Raw genomic sequence first — 18,808 nt, 5'->3', positions numbered from 1 at the left:
GCGTTTGCTTCGCTGAGGCCGCGAAATTTACGCAGGTACCGGAGCTAAGTCAATAGCCCCATTGAATTTTTTTTCAAACAAGCAGCAAGCGTCGAGCAGCAAGCGGCAAGAAAAAGCCCGCTGCCCTCCCCGTCGATGCTAGATCCATAAAAACGAAAAAGGGACCTTCTCGGTCCCTTCTTGCCGCTTGGCTCAGCTATAGATCATCTTGCGCGTCATGCCGCCATCGACCACGAACTCCTGGCCGGTGACGAACCCCGCCTGGCGCGACAGCAGCCAGGCCACCAGGGCAGCGACGTCTTCCACGGTCCCTACCCTGCCCGCTGGATGCTGGGCATGGTCGGCCTCGCTCAAGGGTTCGGCGCGCCGCTCGGCAGGGTCGCGTGCATCGATCCAACCCGGGCTGACGGCGTTGACGCGAATCTCCGGGCCCAGGCTCATGGCCAGGGCATGGGTCAGCGCCACCAGGCCACCCTTGCTCGCGGCATAGGCCTCGGTGTCCGGCTCCGATTGCCTGGCACGGGTCGAGGCAAGGTTGACGATGGCCCCGCCATGGGCGCGCAAATACGGCGCACAGTGCTTGGCCAACAGCATCGGGCCGCTGAGATTGACCGCCAGCACCCGGTTCCACTGGGCCAGCGACAGGCTTTCGAGCGTCTGGTTGTGCGGATTGGCGATCGCCGCGTTGCACACCAGCGCATCCAGGCGGCCGAACTGCCCCAGCACCTCGGCCACGCCGGCACTGACCTGGGCCTCGTCTGCGACGTCCATGGTCACGAACCAGGCGTTGTCGCCAAGGGCCTTGGCCACCTTCGCGCCACGCTGGCGATCCAGGTCGCTGAGCACCACCTGCCAACCTTCGCAGATCAGCCAGGCGGCGATGCCCAGGCCAATGCCGCGCGCGGCACCGGTGACCAGGGCTACCCGACCGTTATGGTCCGGTTCGCCGCCCTTCCAGTCGATCACAGCGCCGCCAGCCCACGCGCCAGGTCGGCTTGCAGGTCGGCGACGTCTTCCAGGCCGACGGCAACGCGGATCAGGCTGTCGCGGATACCCGCCGCCTCACGCTCCTGCGGTGTCAGGCGACCGTGGGAGGTGCTGGCCGGGTGGGCGATGGTGGTCTTGCTGTCACCCAGGTTGGTGGTGATGGAGATCATCCGGGTGGCGTCGATGAAGCGCCAGGCGCCCTCCTTGCCGCCCTTGACCTCGAAGCTCACCACCGCGCCGAAGCCGCTCATCTGGCGCTTGGCCAGTTCGTGCTGCGGGTGGCTTGGCAGGCCGGCGTAATGGACCTTCTCCACGCCCTCCTGCTGCTCCAGCCATTCGGCGAGCGCCTGGGCGCTTTCGCAGTGCGCACGCATACGCAGCTTGAGGGTTTCCAGGCCCTTGGTGAAGATCCAGGCGTTGAATGGGCTGAGGGTCGGCCCTGCGGTACGCAGGAAGCCCACCACTTCTTTCATCTGCTCGCTGCGCCCGGCCACCACGCCGCCCATGCAACGGCCCTGGCCGTCGATGAACTTGGTCGCCGAGTGGAACACGATGTCAGCGCCGAGCTTGAGCGGCTGCTGCAGCGCCGGGGTACTGAAGCAGTTGTCCACCACCAGCATGGCGCCGCGGGCGTGGGCGATCTCGGCCAGCGCGGCGATATCCACCAGTTCCGCCAGCGGGTTGGATGGCGACTCGACGATCAGCAGCTTGGTATTGGCCTTGATGGCCTTTTCCCAACCGGCCAGGTCGACCAGTGGCACGTAGTCCACCTGCACGCCGAAACGCTTGAAGTACTTCTCGAACAGGCTGATGGTCGAACCGAACACGCTCTGCGACACCAACACATGGTCGCCGGCGCTGCACAGCGACATGACCACGGCAAGGATCGCCGCCATGCCGGTGGAGGTGCCCACGGCCTGCTCGGCGCCTTCCATCGCCGCCAGGCGCTCCTCGAAGACGCGCACGGACGGGTTGGTGTAGCGCGAGTAGACGTTGCCCGGCGTCTCGCCAGCAAAGCGCGCGGCCGCATCGGCGGCGGTGCGGAAGACATAGCTGGAGGTCAGGAACAGCGCTTCGCTGTGCTCTGCCTCCGGTGTACGGTTCTGACCGGCGCGCACCGCCAGGGTGTCGAAACCGACACCCTCGAGGTCGCTGTCCAGTCGCCCGGCATCCCATTGATCCGTCATGCCGTCGCTCCCAAATCAGTTGTTGTAGAGGTCGATGATCGCGCTGACGGCCTGGTTCTTCACCTTGGCCGCGTCGTTGCGCGATTGCTCGATGCGCTCCAGGTAGGCTTCGTCGATGTCGCCGGTGACGTATTCACCGTCGAACACCGCGCAATCGAAATGCTCGATCTTGATCTTGCCGCCCCCGACCGATTCGATCAGGTCAGGCAGGTCCTGGTAGACCAGCCAGTCGGCGCCGATCAACTCGGCCACCTGGTCGGTGGTACGGTTGTGGGCGATCAGTTCGTGAGCGCTCGGCATGTCGATGCCGTAGACGTTGGGGTAACGCACCGCAGGGGCCGCGGAGCAGAAGTAGACGTTCTTCGCCCCGGCTTCGCGGGCCATCTGGATGATCTGCTTGCAGGTGGTGCCGCGCACGATCGAGTCGTCCACCAGCATCACGTTCTTGCCGCGGAACTCCAGCTCGATGGCATTGAGCTTCTGGCGTACGGACTTCTTGCGCGCGGCCTGGCCGGGCATGATGAAGGTACGGCCGATGTAGCGGTTCTTGACGAAACCTTCGCGGAACTTGACGCCCAGGTGGTTGGCCAGCTCCAGCGCCGCGGTGCGGCTGGTGTCGGGGATCGGGATGACCACGTCGATGTCGTGGTCCGGACGCTCGCGGCGGATCTTCTCGGCCAGCTTCTCGCCCATGCGCAGGCGCGCCTTGTACACCGAGACGCCGTCCATGATCGAGTCCGGGCGGGCCAGGTAGACGTGCTCGAAGATGCACGGCGAAAGCTTCGGATTGTTCGCGCACTGGCGGGTGTGCATCTGCCCTTCCTCGGTGATGTACACCGCTTCGCCCGGCGCCAGGTCGCGGATCAGGGTGAAGCCGAGGACGTCCAGTGCGACGCTTTCCGAGGCGATCATGTACTCGACGCCTTCGTCGGTGTGGCGCTGGCCGAAGACGATCGGGCGGATGCCATTGGGGTCGCGGAAGCCGACGATGCCGTAGCCGGTGATCATCGCCACCACGGCATAGCCACCGACACAGCGGCTGTGCACGTGGGAAACCGCGGCGAACACGTCTTCCTCGGTCGGCTGCAGCTTGCCGCGCACGGCCAGCTCATGGGCGAACACGTTCAGCAGCACTTCCGAGTCGGAGTTGGTGTTGACGTGGCGCAGGTCCGACTCGTAGATCTCCTTGGCCAACTGCTCGACGTTGGTCAGGTTGCCGTTGTGCGCCAGGGTGATGCCATAGGGCGAGTTGACGTAGAACGGCTGGGCCTCGGCCGAGGTGGAGCTGCCCGCGGTCGGGTAGCGCACGTGGCCGATGCCCATGTGGCCGACCAGGCGCTGCATGTGGCGCTGCTGGAAGACGTCGCGCACCAGGCCGTTGTCCTTGCGCAGGAATAACCGGCCGTCGTGGCTGGTCACGATACCGGCAGCGTCCTGGCCGCGGTGCTGGAGCACGGTTAGCGCGTCATACAGCGCCTGATTGACGTTCGACTTACCGACGATACCGACGATGCCACACATGCGACGCAACCCCTACTTTGATGAAACTTGAGTGAAAAGCGCTCAGGGCTTGCTGGGCCCGAGCAACTGTTCCTGGAACGGAAGATCAGCCGGTGCGCTGATCCCACTGGACATCCACTGGCTGGTGAACCCCAGGATCAGGTTCTTCGACCAGTCAGCGACCAATAGAAATTGTGGTATCAGGCGCGATTCCTGCCACCACGGGTCCTGTTGTACCGGCCCCAGGCTCAACAGCCCGATGGCCACCACCACCAGCAAGGCCCCCCGCGCGGCGCCGAAGGCCATGCCGAGGAAACGATCGGTGCCGGACAGCCCGGTCACGCGGATCAGCTCGCCGATGAGGAAGTTGATCATGGCCCCCACCAGCAGGGTGGCGACGAAAAGAATGGCACAGCCGGCGATGATGCGCGCCGAGGGTGTCTGGATGTAGCTTTCCAGGTACTGCGACAGCGACCCGCCGAACATCCAGGCGACCGCACCGGCAATGATCCAGATGAGCAGGGACAAGGCTTCCTTGACGAAGCCGCGCTTGAGACTGATCAGTGAGGAAATGGCGATGATCGCGATGATCGCCCAATCAACCCAGGTAAATGCCACGGTGTTGCCTACAGACGTTTGAGGCGGCGCATTTTACCAGAGCGGCGGGCTGGGGGTAAGCGGAATGTCGGGTTTACGCGAACCCTTGTAGGAGCGGCCTTGCCGGTCCGGTGCCCCGGAAAGGCCGCTCCTACAAGGGGCAGTGCGCCCTGCAGGGCAGTTGTCGTGCAGCTCAGCTGCGCTCCGGCTGGAAGCGCACCACGAAGCCCTTGAGGTTGTGCTGGCGGTTGATCACATCGCGCAGGCGCTCGGCCTCGGCGCGCTCGACCAGCGGCCCGACGAACACCCGGTTCATGCCATCGACGGAACGGATGTAGGCGTTGTAGCCCTGGCTGCGCAAGGTCTTCTGCAGGTTGTCGGCGCCAGCGCGGTTGGACAGGCTGGCCAGCTGGATCGACCAGCTCACCGGCAGGCCGTTGGCGTCGATCCTGGAGGGCGTGGCCGGCTTGGGGGCAGTGGCCGTTGCCGCAGGTGCCGGACGGTTCTCGGTCTTCGGCGCCGGGGCTGGCGACTTGGCGACCGGCGCTTGCGCGGACGGGGCCGGCGCGATCGGCTGGCTTGGCGTCGTCATTGGCCCGGTAGACTCGTCGATGACCACCGGCGGTTGCTCCGGCGCCTCCGGCAACGGCTGGGGCTCCGGCACCGCAACCGGCTCGACCTGCACCTGGGGCAGGCTTGGCATGGCCGGCGCCTCGGGCGCCTCGACGCGCACCTGGCGCATCTCATCCTCGCGGGTGAACAGCATCGGCAGGAAGATCACCGCCAGCGCCACCAGCACCAGCGCACCGACCATGCGCTGCTTCATCCCTTTATCCAGCACTGCCATCTACTCCACCCTCCGGGGCCTGCCGCTCGAGCCATTCCAGGGCCTGGCCGACACAGAAAAACGAACCGAACAGCAGGATCTGGTCATCCGCCGCCGCCTGCGCGCACTGCCCTTCCAGGGCAGCATCGACGCTGGCATAAGACTTCACCGAGGCACCCAGGTTCGTCAAGGCTGCCGCCAGCTCCGCAGCCGGCCGGCTGCGCGGGGTATCCAACGGCGCCACCGCCCAGTGGTCGACCAGCCCCTCAAGCGGCGCGACGACGCCTTCGAGATCCTTGTCGGCGAGCAGACCGAACACCGCCAGGCGCCGCCCGCCGACGGGCCGTGCGGCCAAGCGCTGGGCCAGGTACTGCGCGGCATGGGGGTTGTGCCCCACATCCAGCAGCAGCTCCAGGCGCTTGCCCTGCCAGTGCAGCACACGGCGATCCAGGCGACCGGTGACGCGGGTCGACAGCAAGGCCTGGCGAATCTGCCCGGCCTCCCAGGGCAGATCCATCAGCAGGTAGGCCTGCAGGGCCAAGGCTGCATTTTCCATCGGCAGGTCGAGCAGCGGCAGGTCGTGCAGCTCCACGACACGGCCATCGGCCTTGCTGCCGCGCCATTGCCAGTACTGGTCGGTGCTGGCCAGGTCGAAATCACGGCCGCGCAGGAAGAACGGGCAGGCCAGTTCGCGGGCCTTGTCCAGCAGCGGTTGCGGCGGCTCCAGGTCTCCGCACAGGGCCGGCTTGCCCTGGCGGAAGATCCCGGCCTTCTCGAAGGCCACGGATTCGCGGCTGTCGCCCAGGTAGTCGGCGTGATCGACCCCGATGCTGGTGACCAGCGCCAGGTCCGCATCCACCAGGTTCACGGCATCCAGCCGCCCGCCCAGGCCGACCTCGAGCACCACGGCATCCAACGCCGACTGCTGGAACAGCCAGAACGCCGCCAGGGTCCCCATCTCGAAGTACGTGAGGGAGATCTCGCCACGCGCGGCCTCGACCGCGGCGAACGCCTGGCACAGCTGCTCATCGCCGGCCTCGACGCCATCGATGCGCACCCGCTCGTTGTAGCGCAGCAGGTGCGGCGAGGCATAGACGCCGACCTTGAGACCCTGGGCCTGGAGCAACGCGGCGACGAAGGCGCAGGTCGAGCCCTTGCCGTTGGTGCCGGTGACCGTCACCACCCGGGGTGCCAGCCTGCCCAGCCCGAGCCGCGCAGCCACCTGTTGCGAACGCTCCAGGCCCATGTCGATGGCCGAGGGGTGCAACTGCTCGAGGTAGGCGAGCCAGTCGCCCAGAGTACGTGGGCTCATCACGCGACGGCAGCCGCCTCGAGGGCTTCTGCCGGCGTCGGCTGACCGGTCATCTGCGCCAGCAGGCGAGCCAGGCGCGGACGCAGTTCACCGCGCGAGATGATCAGGTCGATGGCACCGTGCTCGAGGAGGAACTCGCTGCGCTGGAAGCCTTCCGGCAGTTTCTCGCGCACGGTCTGCTCGATCACTCGCGGGCCGGCGAAGCCGATCAGCGCCTTGGGCTCGCCGACGATGACGTCGCCGAGCATCGCCAGGCTGGCGGACACACCACCATAGACCGGATCGGTGAGCACCGAGATGAACGGAATGCCTTCTTCGCGCAGGCGTGCCAGCACGGCCGAGGTCTTGGCCATCTGCATCAGCGAGATCAGCGCTTCCTGCATGCGCGCACCGCCAGAGGCGGAGAAGCAGACCATCGGGCAGCGATGCTCCAGGGCATAGTTGGCCGCACGCACGAAGCGCTCGCCGACGATGGCGCCCATGGAGCCCCCCATGAAGGAGAATTCGAAGGCGCTGACCACGATCGGCATGCCCATCAGGGTACCGCTCATCGACACCAGGGCGTCCTTCTCGCCGGTCTGCTTCTGGGCAGCGACCAGGCGGTCCTTGTACTTCTTGCCATCACGGAACTTCAGGCGGTCGACCGGCTCCAGGTCGGCGCCCAGCTCGGCACGGCCTTCGGCATCGAGGAAGATGTCGATGCGCGCGCGTGCGCCGATGCGCATGTGGTGGTTGCACTTGGGGCAGACATCCAGGGTCTTTTCCAGCTCCGGACGATACAGCACGGCCTCGCAGGCCGGGCACTTGTGCCACAGGCCTTCAGGCACCGAGCTCTTCTTCACCTCGGAACGCATGATCGAAGGGATCAGTTTGTCGACTAACCAGTTGCTCATGCTTTCTTTCTCCAGTATCGGCGGGCGGGGACCAGTCTGGCCGGCCATGCCCTGCCCTTGAGCTCATGTTCTTCAATGAAACGATGATGGACCGGCTCCGGGGCCCGCACGGGGCGGGGCCGGCCAGGCAGCCGGGCCATCGTCAATCTGTCATGCCGGCGCCCTGCAAAAGCCCGCCGCAAGGGCGGGCCTGGCAGCACCGGGCTGCGAAAGCTATGGACGATGGCGCGCGCCCCGCCGTCACATCCGTTGTCACGCCTGCTTCACCGCACGCAGGAAGGCCTCGATCTTCGCCGCATCCTTGATGCCCTTGGCCTGCTCGACACCACCGCTGACATCCACCGCGAACGGGCGCACCTGGGCGATGGCCTGGCCGACGTTGTCCGGCGACAACCCGCCGGCGAGGATGATCGGCTTGCTCAGGGAAGCAGGCACCAGCGACCAGTCGAACGCCTCGCCGGTGCCGCCGGGCACGCCGGGCACATAGGTATCCAGGAGGATGCCGCGGGCGCCGGCATACTGCCGGCAAGCGGCCTCGAGATCGCCACCGGGGCGCACCCGCAAGGCCTTGATCCAGGGGCGCTGGTAGCCTTCGCAGTCGGCCGGGGTTTCGTCGCCGTGGAACTGTAGCAGGTCCAGCGACACCGCTTCGAGAATCTCGTTGAGTTCGCAGCGGGTGGCATTGACGAACAGCCCGACCGTGGTCACGAAAGGCGGCAACGCGGCGATGATCGCCCGCGCCTGACGCACGTCCACCGCGCGTGGGCTCTTGGCGTAGAAGACCAGGCCGATGGCGTCGGCGCCGGCCTCGGCCGCGGCCAGGGCGTCCTCGACGCGGGTGATTCCGCAGATCTTGCTGCGAACGTTGCTCATGGAAAGCGAACCCTGAGTGATCGGTGAAAGGCCGGATGTTAGCAAATGACGTTTCGCCCGTCAGTCGGCCAGCGCTTCGAAGCCGGTGAGAAAGTGTGGGCCGATGTAACGTTGCGGCAGGACGAACGTCTCCGGGTACTCCACCTGCACCAGGTACAGGCCGTAGGGATGGGCGGTCACCCCGCCTTCGCGGCGGTTGCGCCCTTCCAGTACCTCGCAGGCCCAGGTGGCCGGGCGCTCGCCGGCGCCGATGGTCATCAGCACGCCGGCGATGTTGCGCACCATGTGGTGCAGGAAAGCGGTGGCGCGCACGTCCAGCACGATCATCCGGCCATGGCGGGTGACGCGCAGGTGATGGATGTGCTTGACCGGCGACTTGGCCTGGCATTGGCTGGCGCGGAACGCGCTGAAATCATGGGTGCCCAGCAGAAAGCTGGCGGCCTCGGCCATGGGCGCGATGTCCAGCGGGCGATGGTTCCAGGTCACCTCCTCGGCCAGGTGCGCGGGGCGAATCGGGTCGTTGTAGATGACATAGCGGTAGCGCCGCGCCGTGGCCTTGAAGCGGGCATGGAAGTCCGCGGGCATGGGCCGTGCCCAGGTGACGCTGATGTCGTGGGGTAGGTTGAAGTTGGTGCCCATGGTCCAGGCGCGCTCGTCGCGCACGGCCCGGGTATCGAAATGCACCACCTGGCCACAGGCATGCACACCTGCATCGGTGCGCCCGGCGCAGACCACAGAGACCGGCGAGTCGGCCACCTTCGACAGCGCCTGCTCCAGGGCCTGCTGGACGCTGGGCACGCCACTGGCCTGGCGCTGCCAGCCGCGGTAGCGCGAGCCTTTGTATTCCACGCCCAGGGCGATGCGGGAGTAGCCTTCGGCCGCCGATTCGGCCGTGTCGTTGTCGTTGATGTCCAAGGAAGCGAAACCTGTGGGTGAAACGGGAAGGCGGGCATTATAGCGGCAACGGCGGTGCCTGGGCGGACATTGCCGGCAAGCCCCACAGGGGCCGACGGTGTTCACACATCAGGTGTTCCGCAGAAGACCCTGTGGGAGATCACCGAGCCCTTCGGGCTGCGCTGTCGCGCAGGGAACAGAGGCCGAAAAGGCAACGCCCCCCTGTGGGAGCGGGCTTGCCCGCGATCGGCTGCGCAGCAGCCACAAGGCCGCTACACGCAACCAGCAGGCGTCACACCAAACGCGAGAGCATCTCCTCGGCTTCCTGACGCTGGTCGTCGCTACCGTCCTTGACCACTTCATCGAGGATGTCGCGGGCACCCTGGTGGTCGCCCATGTCGATGTAGGCGCGGGCCAGGTCGAGCTTGGTGGCGACCTCGTCGGTGCCGGAGAAGAAGTCGAAGTCCAGGTCGTCCAGCGGCTCGGGTTCGCGCGCCGCGTCCTCGGCGGTGAAGTGCGGCTCCAGCGAAGGCGACTCGAGGTTCTGCGACAGCTTGTCCAGCTCGGCGTTGACATCGTCCAGCTCCGAGGCGAAGTGCTTGGCCGCCTGGGAGTCGTCGTCCAGCGACAGGGACAGGTCGAAGTCCTCCGGCAGCTCCAGCTCGGAGATCGGGTCGAACTCGGGGATCTCGTCGAAGGCAGCCAGTTCCGCGGCCACATCCACCGGCTCATCCTCGGTGGGCGCCGCAGCGGCAGGCTCACCGACGTCGAGGTCGAAATCAGCCAGGTCGTCCTGGGTCTGCGGCTCGACCTGGGCCTGGGCCAGCAGCGCCTCGAAATCGGCATCGGCGTCGGCATCGGTCTCGCTGGCCACTGACTCAGGCTCGGGCTCGGCAGCCTCTTGTGCCTGTTGCTCATCGACCTGCGCCTCTGCCGTGTCCAGCATCGGTGGATCCAGCGGATCCTCCACCGGCAGGTCGTCACCCAGGCTCAGGTCGAAGGCGCTGTCCAGGTCGTCCTCTTCGGTCGCCGGCGCTTCATCGACCACCTCTGGCTCCGCCCCGGGCTCAGGGGATGGCGCTGCCTCAGCGACGGGCTCCGGCTCCTCGACAGTCGGCTTCAGGTCGCTGTCCTGCAGCAGTTCCTGGACATACTGCTCATCCATCTCGGCCGCCAGCGCCGCAGCGCCAAGGCCAGCGGCGGCAATGCCGAGCATCGCCGGGAAACGCTCCTTGAGCGAATCGACCACCGCCTTGTTCTGCTCGGAAGACGGCAGTTGGCGTTCCTGCTCGGCGAAGGCGGTCTGGTCGCCTTGGCGAGCGTAGACTTCCATCAGCTTCAGGCGCAGATCACTGCGCTGGGGCTCGGCGGCCACCGCTGGCTCCAGCAGATCGGCGGCATGATTCAAGCGGCCACGGGCCAGGCTCTGCTCGACCTCGGTCAGCAGTTGGCCAGTCAGGTCCTGCTCGGCCGGCGCAACCACTGGCGCAGCGGCCTGCACCGTCTGTGCGGCAGGCTTCTCGGCAGCCGCCGCGGCGGCTGCCGACGCCGCCACCACGGCCGGCGCCAGCTTCACGCTCGGCGCCGACACATCCAGCCCGTCGAAGCTGCCCGCAGGCAGGTCCAGGTCTGGGCTGCGCTCGCTTTCCTCAGCCAGCGCCCGAGCCATGCGCAGGTGCTTCTCGGCCTCCTGCTGGGCCTTGCGCTTGCGTGCCAGGAGCAGCAACAGCAACAACAGGACGAGGAACGCCGAACCGGCCAGCAGCCCCAGCAGCACCGGGTTGCCGAGCAGCTCGTCGAGCACGCCCTGCTGCTGCCCGGCCTCACGCTCGGCAGCCGCCTGCGGCGCAGGTTCGCCTTCTGGCTCGGCTGGGGGCAGTTGGGCCTCGGCGGGCGGCTGCGCGGGTGCAGGTTCGCCAGGCAACGCAGCCGGCGGCGGGGTCTGCCCGGCCCCACCTTGCGCCTCGAGGCGGGCCAGCTGGTCGTTCTTCAGCTCGATCAGGCGCTGCAGCTTGTCCAACTGGCTCTGCAGGTCGGCCATGCGGCTCTTGAGTTCTTCGTTGTCGCGGCGGCTGGTGTCCAGGCTCTCCTGGGCCACGGCCAGCTGGTCGCTGAGGGCCTTGGCATCCTGCGCACCGGCCTGGTTGCCTGGGCTGACCAGGCGCAGGTTATCGCCCTGGGCGATACGCGCCGGCGCCGCCTCGGCCGCGCCGCGCCGGGTCGCGTCCAGCTGGCGGGCGGGTGGGCCCAGGCGCCGGCCCTCGCGCCAGGCGGCATACTGCTCGGCCACCTCGCTGATCGCCTCGCCCTGGGGAATGCCCTGGATCTGCTGCTGGTCGGGCAGGCGCAGGACCTGCCCGACCTTGAGCTGGTTGATGTTGTTGCCGATGAAGGCGTCCGGGTTCAGGGCCTGGATCGCCAGCATGGTCTGCTGGACCGAGCCCCCTTGTGTATGACGCGCGGCGATCTGCCAGAGCGTGTCGCGGCGCTTGGTGGTGTAGCTGCCCGCCCCGCTCAGCGCAGGCGCGATGCTGTCTGCCCCCGCCTGTTCGCCCTGTGCCTGGGCCTGGTCCAGGAGCACGTTGTAGTCGCGCAGCAGACGGCCCTGGGGCCACATCACCTGGACCAGGAACTTGACCACCGGGGCTGGCAGCGGCTGGCTGGAGGTCACCCGTAGCACGCTCTTGCCATTGGGGTTGATCACCGGGGTGAAGGTCAGGTCCTCGAGATAGGACGGATAGGCCACCCCCGCCTTGGCGAATTCTTCAGGTGGCGCCAGGCTCGGTGCGACTTCGGCGGCGGTAAGGTCGCGCACGTCGAGCAGCTCGATCTCGGCATCCAACGGCTGGTTCTGCGCCGACTTGAGGGTCAGCTCACCCAACCCGAGGGCATTCGCCATGCCGGACGACAGCGCCGAGGCTGCCGCCATGGCCAGAACCAGTTTGCGAATTCGAAGCATGACCTCTTCCCTTGTAAGAATCGTCCCGAAACCTGCGAATGGCGCAGGACAAAGTGCTCGCCAGTATCTTTTACGCCATATGTTTTATCAACAATCGGGCCACCTGCACGGCGTTGAGCGCCGCTCCCTTGCGCAGGTTGTCGGTGGTCAGCCAGAGGTTGAGTTGCTGATCTTCGTCGATGCCATGGCGTACACGACCAACATAGACCACGTCCTGCCCCACTGCGTCGCCAACGGGCGTCGGATAATCGTCCGGCTCGACCAGCTCGACGCTCTCGGCCGCCTCCAGGGCCGCGTTGACCGCCGCCAGGTCGACCGCGCGGCGGCTCTGCAACGCCACACTGAAGCTATCGCCGAAAAACACCGGGACTTGAACGCAGCTCACGGAAATCTTCAGCGCCGGCATGCCCAGCAGCACGCGCAGCTCACCGACCAGACGGCGTTCCAGGGCCGTATGGCCCTGCTCATCGGCGCCGCCGACGCGGCCCAGCAGGTTGAACGCCATCTGCCGATCGAAGAAGCGCGGCTCCAGCGGGCGGGCATTGAGCAGCTCGGCGGTCTGCCGGGCCAGTTCACTGACCGCTTCCCGGCCCTGGGACGAAACCGCCAGGCAGGCCATCACCTGGACCCGTTCGATGTCGAGCAGGCCCTTGAGCGGCGCCAGGGCCACGGCCAGGGCCACGGCAGCGGCGCTGGGGCTGGCGAGCAGCACGGGCAGCGGCTGTTGCGCCAGCTGCTCGCCGTTGGCCTCGGGCACCAGCGCCAGGGCCTGGTCCAGGCCGCCGGACAGGTCGATGACCGAGCACCCCGCCTGCCGCGCCTTCTCGGCGAAACTGCGGCTGACGGCCGGACCTGCGGCGAAGAACGCCAGCCTGACCTGGGCGAAGTCGAAGCTGTCGACCTCGCGCACGCGCAGCTTCCTGCCGGCGAACATCACACTGCTGCCCGCCGACTCCATGCTGGCCAGCAGGTGCAGGGTGCCTACCGGGAAATCGAGTTCCTCGAGGATCTGCACGAGGGTTTCGCCGACGCTGCCGGTGGCGCCGACGATGGCGATATCTATGGGCTGGGTCATGGAAGGATCCTTCTGGTGGAACTTCAGGGTGCGGCACTTTACTCGGCTTGGGGGTTTAGATCGAGTGTCCGTACCTAAGCGGCCCCCAAATAGAAAACCCGCGCAAGGCGCGGGCTCTCCGTAAAGCGCAAGGCGCGATCAACGCTCCAGCAGAATCCGCAGCATACGCCGCAGCGGCTCGGCAGCGCCCCACAGCAACTGGTCGCCGACGGTGAAGGCCCCCAGGTACTGGGACCCCATGTTCAGCTTGCGCAAACGGCCTACCGGGATGTTCAGGGTACCGGTGACCTTGGTCGGGCTCAGCTCCTGCATGCTGATCTCGCGCTGGTTCGGCACCAGCTTCACCCAAGGGTTGTGCTGGCTGATCATGCCTTCGATGTCGGCCAGCGGCACGTCCTTGTTCAGCTTGATGGTCAGCGCCTGGCTGTGGCAGCGCATGGCACCGATGCGCACGCAGATGCCATCGACCGGGATCGGGCTCTTGAAACGGCCGAGGATCTTGTTGGTCTCGGCCTGGGCCTTCCACTCCTCGCGGCTCTGGCCGTTGGGCAGCTCCTTGTCGATCCACGGGATCAGGCTGCCGGCCAGCGGCACGCCGAAGTGCTCGGTGGGGAACGCCTCGCCACGCATGGTTTCGGCGACCTTGCGGTCGATGTCGAGGATGGCGCTGGCCGGGTTGGCCAGGTCATCGGCCACCGCCGCGTGGATGCCGCCCATCTGGCGGATCAGCTCGCGCATGTTCTGGGCGCCGGCACCGGAGGCCGCCTGGTAGGTCATGGCGCTCATCCACTCGACCAGGCCAGCCTCGAACAGGCCGCCCAAGCCCATCAGCATCAGGCTGACGGTGCAGTTACCGCCGATGTAGTTCTTGGTCCCGGCATCGAGCTGCTGGTCGATCACCTTACGGTTGACCGGGTCGAGGACGATCACCGCGTCATCCTGCATGCGCAGGGACGAAGCGGCGTCGATCCAGTAGCCTTGCCAGCCGGCTTCGCGCAGCTTGGGGAAGACCTCGTTGGTGTAGTCGCCGCCCTGGCAGGTCAGAATGACGTCGAGGGTCTTGAGCTCTTCGATGCTGTAGGCGTCCTTGAGCGGAGCAATGTCCTTGCCCACGTTCGGCCCTTGGCCACCGACATTGGAGGTGGTGAAGAACACCGGCTCGATGAGGTCGAAATCCTGCTCCTCCAGCATCCGCTGCATGAGCACGGAACCGACCATACCGCGCCAACCGATCAGACCTACACGTTTCATCGCAACTACACCTTTGCTAAAAGTGGGCCGCCATCGCAGGAAAGCGACGGCGGGCCAGAGAGATTACAGATTCCGCAGCGCTGCGACTACTGCGTCGCCCATTTCCTGCGTACCTACCTTGCTGCAGCCGGCCGACCAGATGTCACCGGTACGCAAGCCCTGATCCAGCACCAGGCTGACGGCCTTCTCGATGGCGTCGGCGGCGGCCTGCTGGTTGAAGCTGTAGCGCAGCATCATCGACACCGACAGGATGGTCGCCAGCGGGTTAGCGATGCCCTGCCCGGCGATGTCCGGGGCCGAGCCATGGCACGGCTCGTACATGCCCTTGTTGTCGGCATCCAGGGATGCAGATGGCAGCATGCCGATGGAACCGGTCAACATGGAAGCCTCATCCGACAGGATGTCACCGAACATGTTGTCGGTCACCATCACGTCGAACTGCTTGGGTGCGCGCACCAGTTGCATGGCGGCGTTATCGACGTACATGTGGCTGAGCTCGACGTCCGGGTAGTCCTTGGCCACGTCCTCGACCACTTCGCGCCACAGCTGGCTGGACGCCAGGACGTTGGCCTTGTCCACCGAGCACAGGCGCTTGCCGCGCACGCGGGCCATGTCGAAGCCGACGCGGGCGATGCGGCGGATCTCGCTTTCGCTGTACGGCAGGGTGTCGTAGGCCTGGCGCTCGCCACCGTCCAGCTCGCGCTGGCCACGTGGCGCACCGAAGTAGATGCCGCCGGTCAGCTCGCGGACGATGAGGATGTCCAGGCCGGCGACGACCTCGGGCTTGAGCGAGGACGCATCGGCCAGTTGCGGGTAGAGGATCGCTGGGCGCAGGTTGGCGAACAGGCCCAGTTGCGAACGGATCTTCAGCAGGCCGCGCTCGGGGCGGATGTCACGCTCGATCTTGTCCCACTTCGGCCCGCCGACCGCGCCGAGCAGCACCGCGTCGGCCTGGCGCGCGCGTTCCAGGGTCTCGTCGGCCAGTGGCACGCCGTGCTTGTCGATGGCCGCGCCGCCGATCACGTCGTGCTCCAGGGTGAAGCCGAGCTGGAACTTGTCGTTGGCCAGCTCCAGCACCTTGACCGCCTCGGCCATGATTTCCGGGCCGATGCCATCACCTGGGAGAATCAGAATCTGCTTGCTCATGCTTTCCTCTATCCATTCAGACGGCGCGCCTGCGGCACGCCGGAAAAAACCAATGTTCGGCCCACGATACCAGCACACCCGGGCGTTTGCGTGGTTGCCTCGAGCCCTTTGACGCGCAAGCCCGCTCCCACCGGTACCGCACTGCGGCTATCCCCGTGGGAGCGGGCTTGCCCGCCAAAGGCTCAGCGCGGCCGATCAGGCGTCACGGAACAGCCAGGGCTGGCTCGCCCGGTGCTGCTGTTCGAACGCGCGGATGGCATCGCTGTCCTGCAGGGTCAGGCCGATATCGTCGAGGCCGTTGAGCAGGCAATGCTTGCGGAAGGCGTCGATCTCGAACGGCAGCACCTTGCCGTCGGGGCGGGTCACGGCCTGGGCCTGCAGGTCGATGGTCAGCTGGTAGCCCGGGTTGGCCTCGACCTGCCTGAACAGCTCGTCGACTTCCTCGTCGGCGAGGATGATCGGCAGCAGGCCGTTCTTGAAGCTGTTGTTGAAGAAGATGTCGGCGAAGCTCGGCGCGATGATGCAGCGCAAGCCGTACTCGTCCAGGGCCCACGGTGCATGCTCGCGGCTCGAGCCACAGCCGAAGTTCTCGCGGGCCAGCAGCACGCTGGCACCCTGGTAGCGCTCATGGTTGAGCACGAACTCGGGGTTCAGCGGACGCTTGCTGTTGTCCTGGTAGGGCTGGCCCACGTCCAGGTAGCGCCACTCGTCGAACAGGTTGGGGCCGAAGCCGGTGCGCTTGATCGACTTGAGGAACTGCTTGGGGATGATCTGGTCGGTGTCGACGTTGGCGCGATCCAATGGCGCGACAAGACCGGTGTGCTGGGTGAAGGCTTTCATGCTGCGCTCCCTTGGATCAACTCGCGGACATCGATGAAGTGGCCGGTCACCGCGGCGGCGGCGGCCATGGCCGGGCTGACCAGGTGGGTACGGCCACCGGCGCCCTGACGGCCCTCGAAGTTGCGGTTGGAGGTCGAGGCGCAATGCTCGCCGCTCTCCAGGCGGTCCGGGTTCATCGCCAGGCACATGGAGCAGCCCGGTTCACGCCATTCGAAGCCCGCCTCGAGGAAAATCTTGTCCAGGCCTTCGCGCTCGGCCTGGGCCTTGACCAGGCCCGAGCCCGGCACCACCAGCGCCTGCTTGACGTTGGCGGCGACCTTGCGGCCCTTGGCGATCTCGGCCGCGGCACGCAGGTCCTCGATCCGCGAGTTGGTGCAGGAGCCGATGAACACGCGGTCGAGCTTGATGTCGGTGATCGCCTGGTTGGCGCTCAGGCCCATGTACTTGAGGGCGCGCTCGATGGAGCCACGCTTGATCAGGTCGGGCTCGGCGGCCGGGTCCGGCACACGCTGGTCGACAGCCAGGACCATCTCCGGCGAGGTGCCCCAGCTGACCTGCGGCTTGATCTGCGAGGCGTCCAGCTCGACCACGGTGTCGAACACCGCATCGGCATCGGAAACCAGGCCCTTCCAGGCCTCGACCGCCTGCTTCCACTGCTCGCCCTTGGGCGCGTACGGGCGGCCTTCGACATAGGCGACGGTGGTGTCGTCGACCGCCACCAGGCCCACGCGGGCACCGGCTTCGATGGACATGTTGCAGATGGTCATGCGGCCTTCCATGGACAGCTCGCGGATGGCGCTGCCGGCGAACTCCATGGCATGGCCGTTGCCACCGGCGGTACCGATCTTGCCGATCACGGCGAGGACGATGTCCTTGGCAGTGACACCCGCGGGCAACTGGCCCTCGACGCGCACCAGCATGTTCTTCATTTTCTTGGCCACCAGGCACTGGGTGGCGAGCACGTGCTCCACCTCGGAGGTGCCGATACCGTGGGCCAAGGCGCCGAAGGCACCGTGGGTCGAGGTGTGCGAGTCGCCGCAGACCACGGTCATGCCCGGCAAGGTAGCGCCCTGCTCCGGGCTGATGACATGGACGATGCCCTGGCGCTCGTCGTTCATCTTGAATTCGACGATGCCGTATTCGTCACAGTTCTCGTCGAGGGTCTGCACCTGCAGGCGCGACACCTGGTCGACGATGGCCTCGATGCCGCCCTTGCGCTCTGGCGTGGTCGGTACGTTGTGGTCCGGGGTGGCAATGTTGGCATCGATGCGCCATGGCTTGCGGTTGGCCAGGCGCAGGCCTTCGAAGGCCTGGGGTGAAGTCACTTCGTGGATGATGTGACGGTCGATGTAGATCAAGGACGAACCATCGTCGCGTCGCTTGACTTCATGCGCATCCCAGAGTTTGTCGTAGAGCGTTTTGCCAGCCATCAGACTGTTCCTCATCAGCGTCTTTCTATGCCAATAACCCCTTGGCTTGTACGGACGATGCTATGGCGTTAGATTGAATAACTCAAATTCATATTTTTTATGCTTTGAATAACCAACAGGAATCCGAAAAACCGTGGACCTGGCCAACCTCAGCGCCTTCATCGCCATCGCCGAAACCGGCAGTTTCTCGGGGGCCGGCGAGCGCCTGCACCTGACCCAGCCGGCCGTCAGCAAGCGTATCGCCGGGCTCGAGCAGCAGCTGGACGTGCGCCTGTTCGACCGCCTCGGCCGCGAGGTGACCCTGACCGAGGCCGGCCGCGCGCTGCTGCCACGCGCCTACCAGATCCTCAATGTACTGGACGATACCCGGCGCGCCCTGAGCAACCTGACCGGCGAAGTGAGCGGCCGCCTGACCCTGGCCACCAGCCATCACATCGGCCTGCACCGGTTGCCCCCGCTGCTGCGGGCGTTCACCCGCCAGCACCCGGCGGTGGCGCTGGATATCCAGTTCCTCGACTCGGAAGCGGCCTACGATGAGATCCTTCATGGCCGAGCGGAAATAGCGGTCATTACCCTCGCCCCCGAACCGCATCACCTGGTTCGCGCCGTTGCGGTGTGGGACGATGCGCTGGATTTCGTCGCCGCGCCGGAACACCCCCTGGCCAGCATCGACCCCGTCAGCCTCGCCGACGTGGCCCGCCACCCGGCGGTCTTCCCAGGCGGCAACACCTTCACCCACCATATCGTCCAGCGCCTGTTCGAAAGCCAGGGCCTGACACCGAACATCGCCATGAGCACCAACTACATGGAAACCATCAAGATGATGGTGTCCATCGGCCTGGCGTGGAGCGTACTGCCGCGTACTATGCTCGATGAGCAGGTTGCCCGCATCGCCTTGCCCGGCATTCAGCTGTCGCGCCAGCTAGGCTACATTCTGCATACGGAGCGAACGCTATCGAACGCGGCCAGGGCCTTCATGGCCCTGCTCGACAGCCACGCAGGGCCCGCCTGACCGGTCGTCAGCACGGCACTTCAACT

The 18,808-nt window shown here is 66.3% G+C and carries 16 protein-coding genes; 1 reads left to right on the top strand and 15 read right to left on the bottom strand.

The features are described 5' to 3' along the window. Window positions 1–192 precede the first annotated feature (192 nt). The 15 genes from NJF35_RS06910 to leuC all read right to left on the bottom strand — a co-directional run bounded on the left by NJF35_RS06910 (window position 193) and on the right by leuC (window position 17,770). Complete coding sequence (locus NJF35_RS06910; protein WP_225787016.1) at window positions 193–966, bottom strand: SDR family oxidoreductase; 774 nt, start codon at window positions 964–966, stop codon at window positions 193–195. Continuing rightward, window positions 963–2,174, bottom strand: a complete 1,212-nt coding sequence (locus NJF35_RS06905; protein ID WP_225787017.1) for an O-succinylhomoserine sulfhydrylase — start codon at window positions 2,172–2,174, stop codon at window positions 963–965. The genes NJF35_RS06910 and NJF35_RS06905 overlap by 4 nt, the downstream gene beginning before the upstream one ends. A gap of 15 nt (window positions 2,175–2,189) precedes the next feature. Then, window positions 2,190–3,695: an amidophosphoribosyltransferase gene (purF, locus tag NJF35_RS06900; protein ID WP_253080971.1), complete on the bottom strand. Its 1,506-nt coding sequence runs from the start codon at window positions 3,693–3,695 to the stop codon at window positions 2,190–2,192. A 42-nt stretch (window positions 3,696–3,737) separates the two neighbouring features. Then, window positions 3,738–4,292, bottom strand: coding sequence for a CvpA family protein (locus tag NJF35_RS06895; protein ID WP_225787019.1), 555 nt, complete (start codon window positions 4,290–4,292; stop codon window positions 3,738–3,740). Window positions 4,293–4,464: 172 nt separating this feature from the next. Next, entirely contained in the window at window positions 4,465–5,118 is a 654-nt protein-coding gene (locus tag NJF35_RS06890) for an SPOR domain-containing protein (protein WP_225787020.1), read from the bottom strand. After that, entirely contained in the window at window positions 5,102–6,409 is a 1,308-nt protein-coding gene (gene folC / locus NJF35_RS06885; RefSeq protein ID WP_253080969.1) for a bifunctional tetrahydrofolate synthase/dihydrofolate synthase, read from the bottom strand. Before folC ends, NJF35_RS06890 begins: the two co-directional genes overlap by 17 nt. Further along, on the bottom strand, window positions 6,409–7,302 hold the full coding sequence (accD, locus tag NJF35_RS06880; protein WP_225787022.1) for an acetyl-CoA carboxylase, carboxyltransferase subunit beta: 894 nt from the start codon (window positions 7,300–7,302) through the stop codon (window positions 6,409–6,411). The genes folC and accD overlap by 1 nt, the downstream gene beginning before the upstream one ends. 252 nt (window positions 7,303–7,554) lie before the next feature. After that, complete coding sequence (locus tag NJF35_RS06875) at window positions 7,555–8,175, bottom strand: phosphoribosylanthranilate isomerase (RefSeq protein ID WP_253090871.1); 621 nt, start codon at window positions 8,173–8,175, stop codon at window positions 7,555–7,557. A 60-nt stretch (window positions 8,176–8,235) separates the two neighbouring features. Further along, entirely contained in the window at window positions 8,236–9,090 is an 855-nt protein-coding gene (truA, locus tag NJF35_RS06870; protein ID WP_253090870.1) for a tRNA pseudouridine(38-40) synthase TruA, read from the bottom strand. 271 nt (window positions 9,091–9,361) lie between these two features. After that, window positions 9,362–12,028: a FimV/HubP family polar landmark protein gene (locus NJF35_RS06865; protein WP_225787025.1), complete on the bottom strand. Its 2,667-nt coding sequence runs from the start codon at window positions 12,026–12,028 to the stop codon at window positions 9,362–9,364. A gap of 70 nt (window positions 12,029–12,098) precedes the next feature. Further along, a complete protein-coding gene (locus NJF35_RS06860) occupies window positions 12,099–13,103 on the bottom strand; it encodes an aspartate-semialdehyde dehydrogenase (protein ID WP_225787026.1) in 1,005 nt (334 codons plus the stop codon). 138 nt (window positions 13,104–13,241) lie between these two features. After that, window positions 13,242–14,354 (bottom strand): aspartate-semialdehyde dehydrogenase, encoded by a 1,113-nt coding sequence (gene asd, locus NJF35_RS06855; RefSeq protein ID WP_225787027.1) that lies wholly within the window; start codon window positions 14,352–14,354, stop codon window positions 13,242–13,244. A gap of 63 nt (window positions 14,355–14,417) precedes the next feature. Then, a complete protein-coding gene (gene leuB / locus NJF35_RS06850; RefSeq protein ID WP_225787028.1) occupies window positions 14,418–15,500 on the bottom strand; it encodes a 3-isopropylmalate dehydrogenase in 1,083 nt (360 codons plus the stop codon). Between the two features lie 195 nt (window positions 15,501–15,695). Next, entirely contained in the window at window positions 15,696–16,340 is a 645-nt protein-coding gene (gene leuD, locus NJF35_RS06845) for a 3-isopropylmalate dehydratase small subunit (protein ID WP_253090869.1), read from the bottom strand. Continuing rightward, the gene (gene leuC, locus NJF35_RS06840) at window positions 16,337–17,770 is read right to left on the bottom strand and encodes a 3-isopropylmalate dehydratase large subunit (RefSeq protein ID WP_225787030.1); all 1,434 of its coding nucleotides are present in this window, start codon (window positions 17,768–17,770) and stop codon (window positions 16,337–16,339) included. Before leuC ends, leuD begins: the two co-directional genes overlap by 4 nt. A gap of 133 nt (window positions 17,771–17,903) precedes the next feature. Between leuC and NJF35_RS06835 the strand changes: the two genes are divergently transcribed. Beyond that, entirely contained in the window at window positions 17,904–18,782 is an 879-nt protein-coding gene (locus NJF35_RS06835; protein ID WP_225787031.1) for a LysR family transcriptional regulator, read from the top strand. Window positions 18,783–18,808: the final 26 nt, after the last annotated feature.

Source organism: Pseudomonas guariconensis, assembly GCF_024127895.1.
In the GTDB taxonomy this organism is placed as follows: domain Bacteria; phylum Pseudomonadota; class Gammaproteobacteria; order Pseudomonadales; family Pseudomonadaceae; genus Aquipseudomonas; species Aquipseudomonas guariconensis_B.
This window is presented reverse-complemented; position numbering and strand designations above follow the sequence as displayed.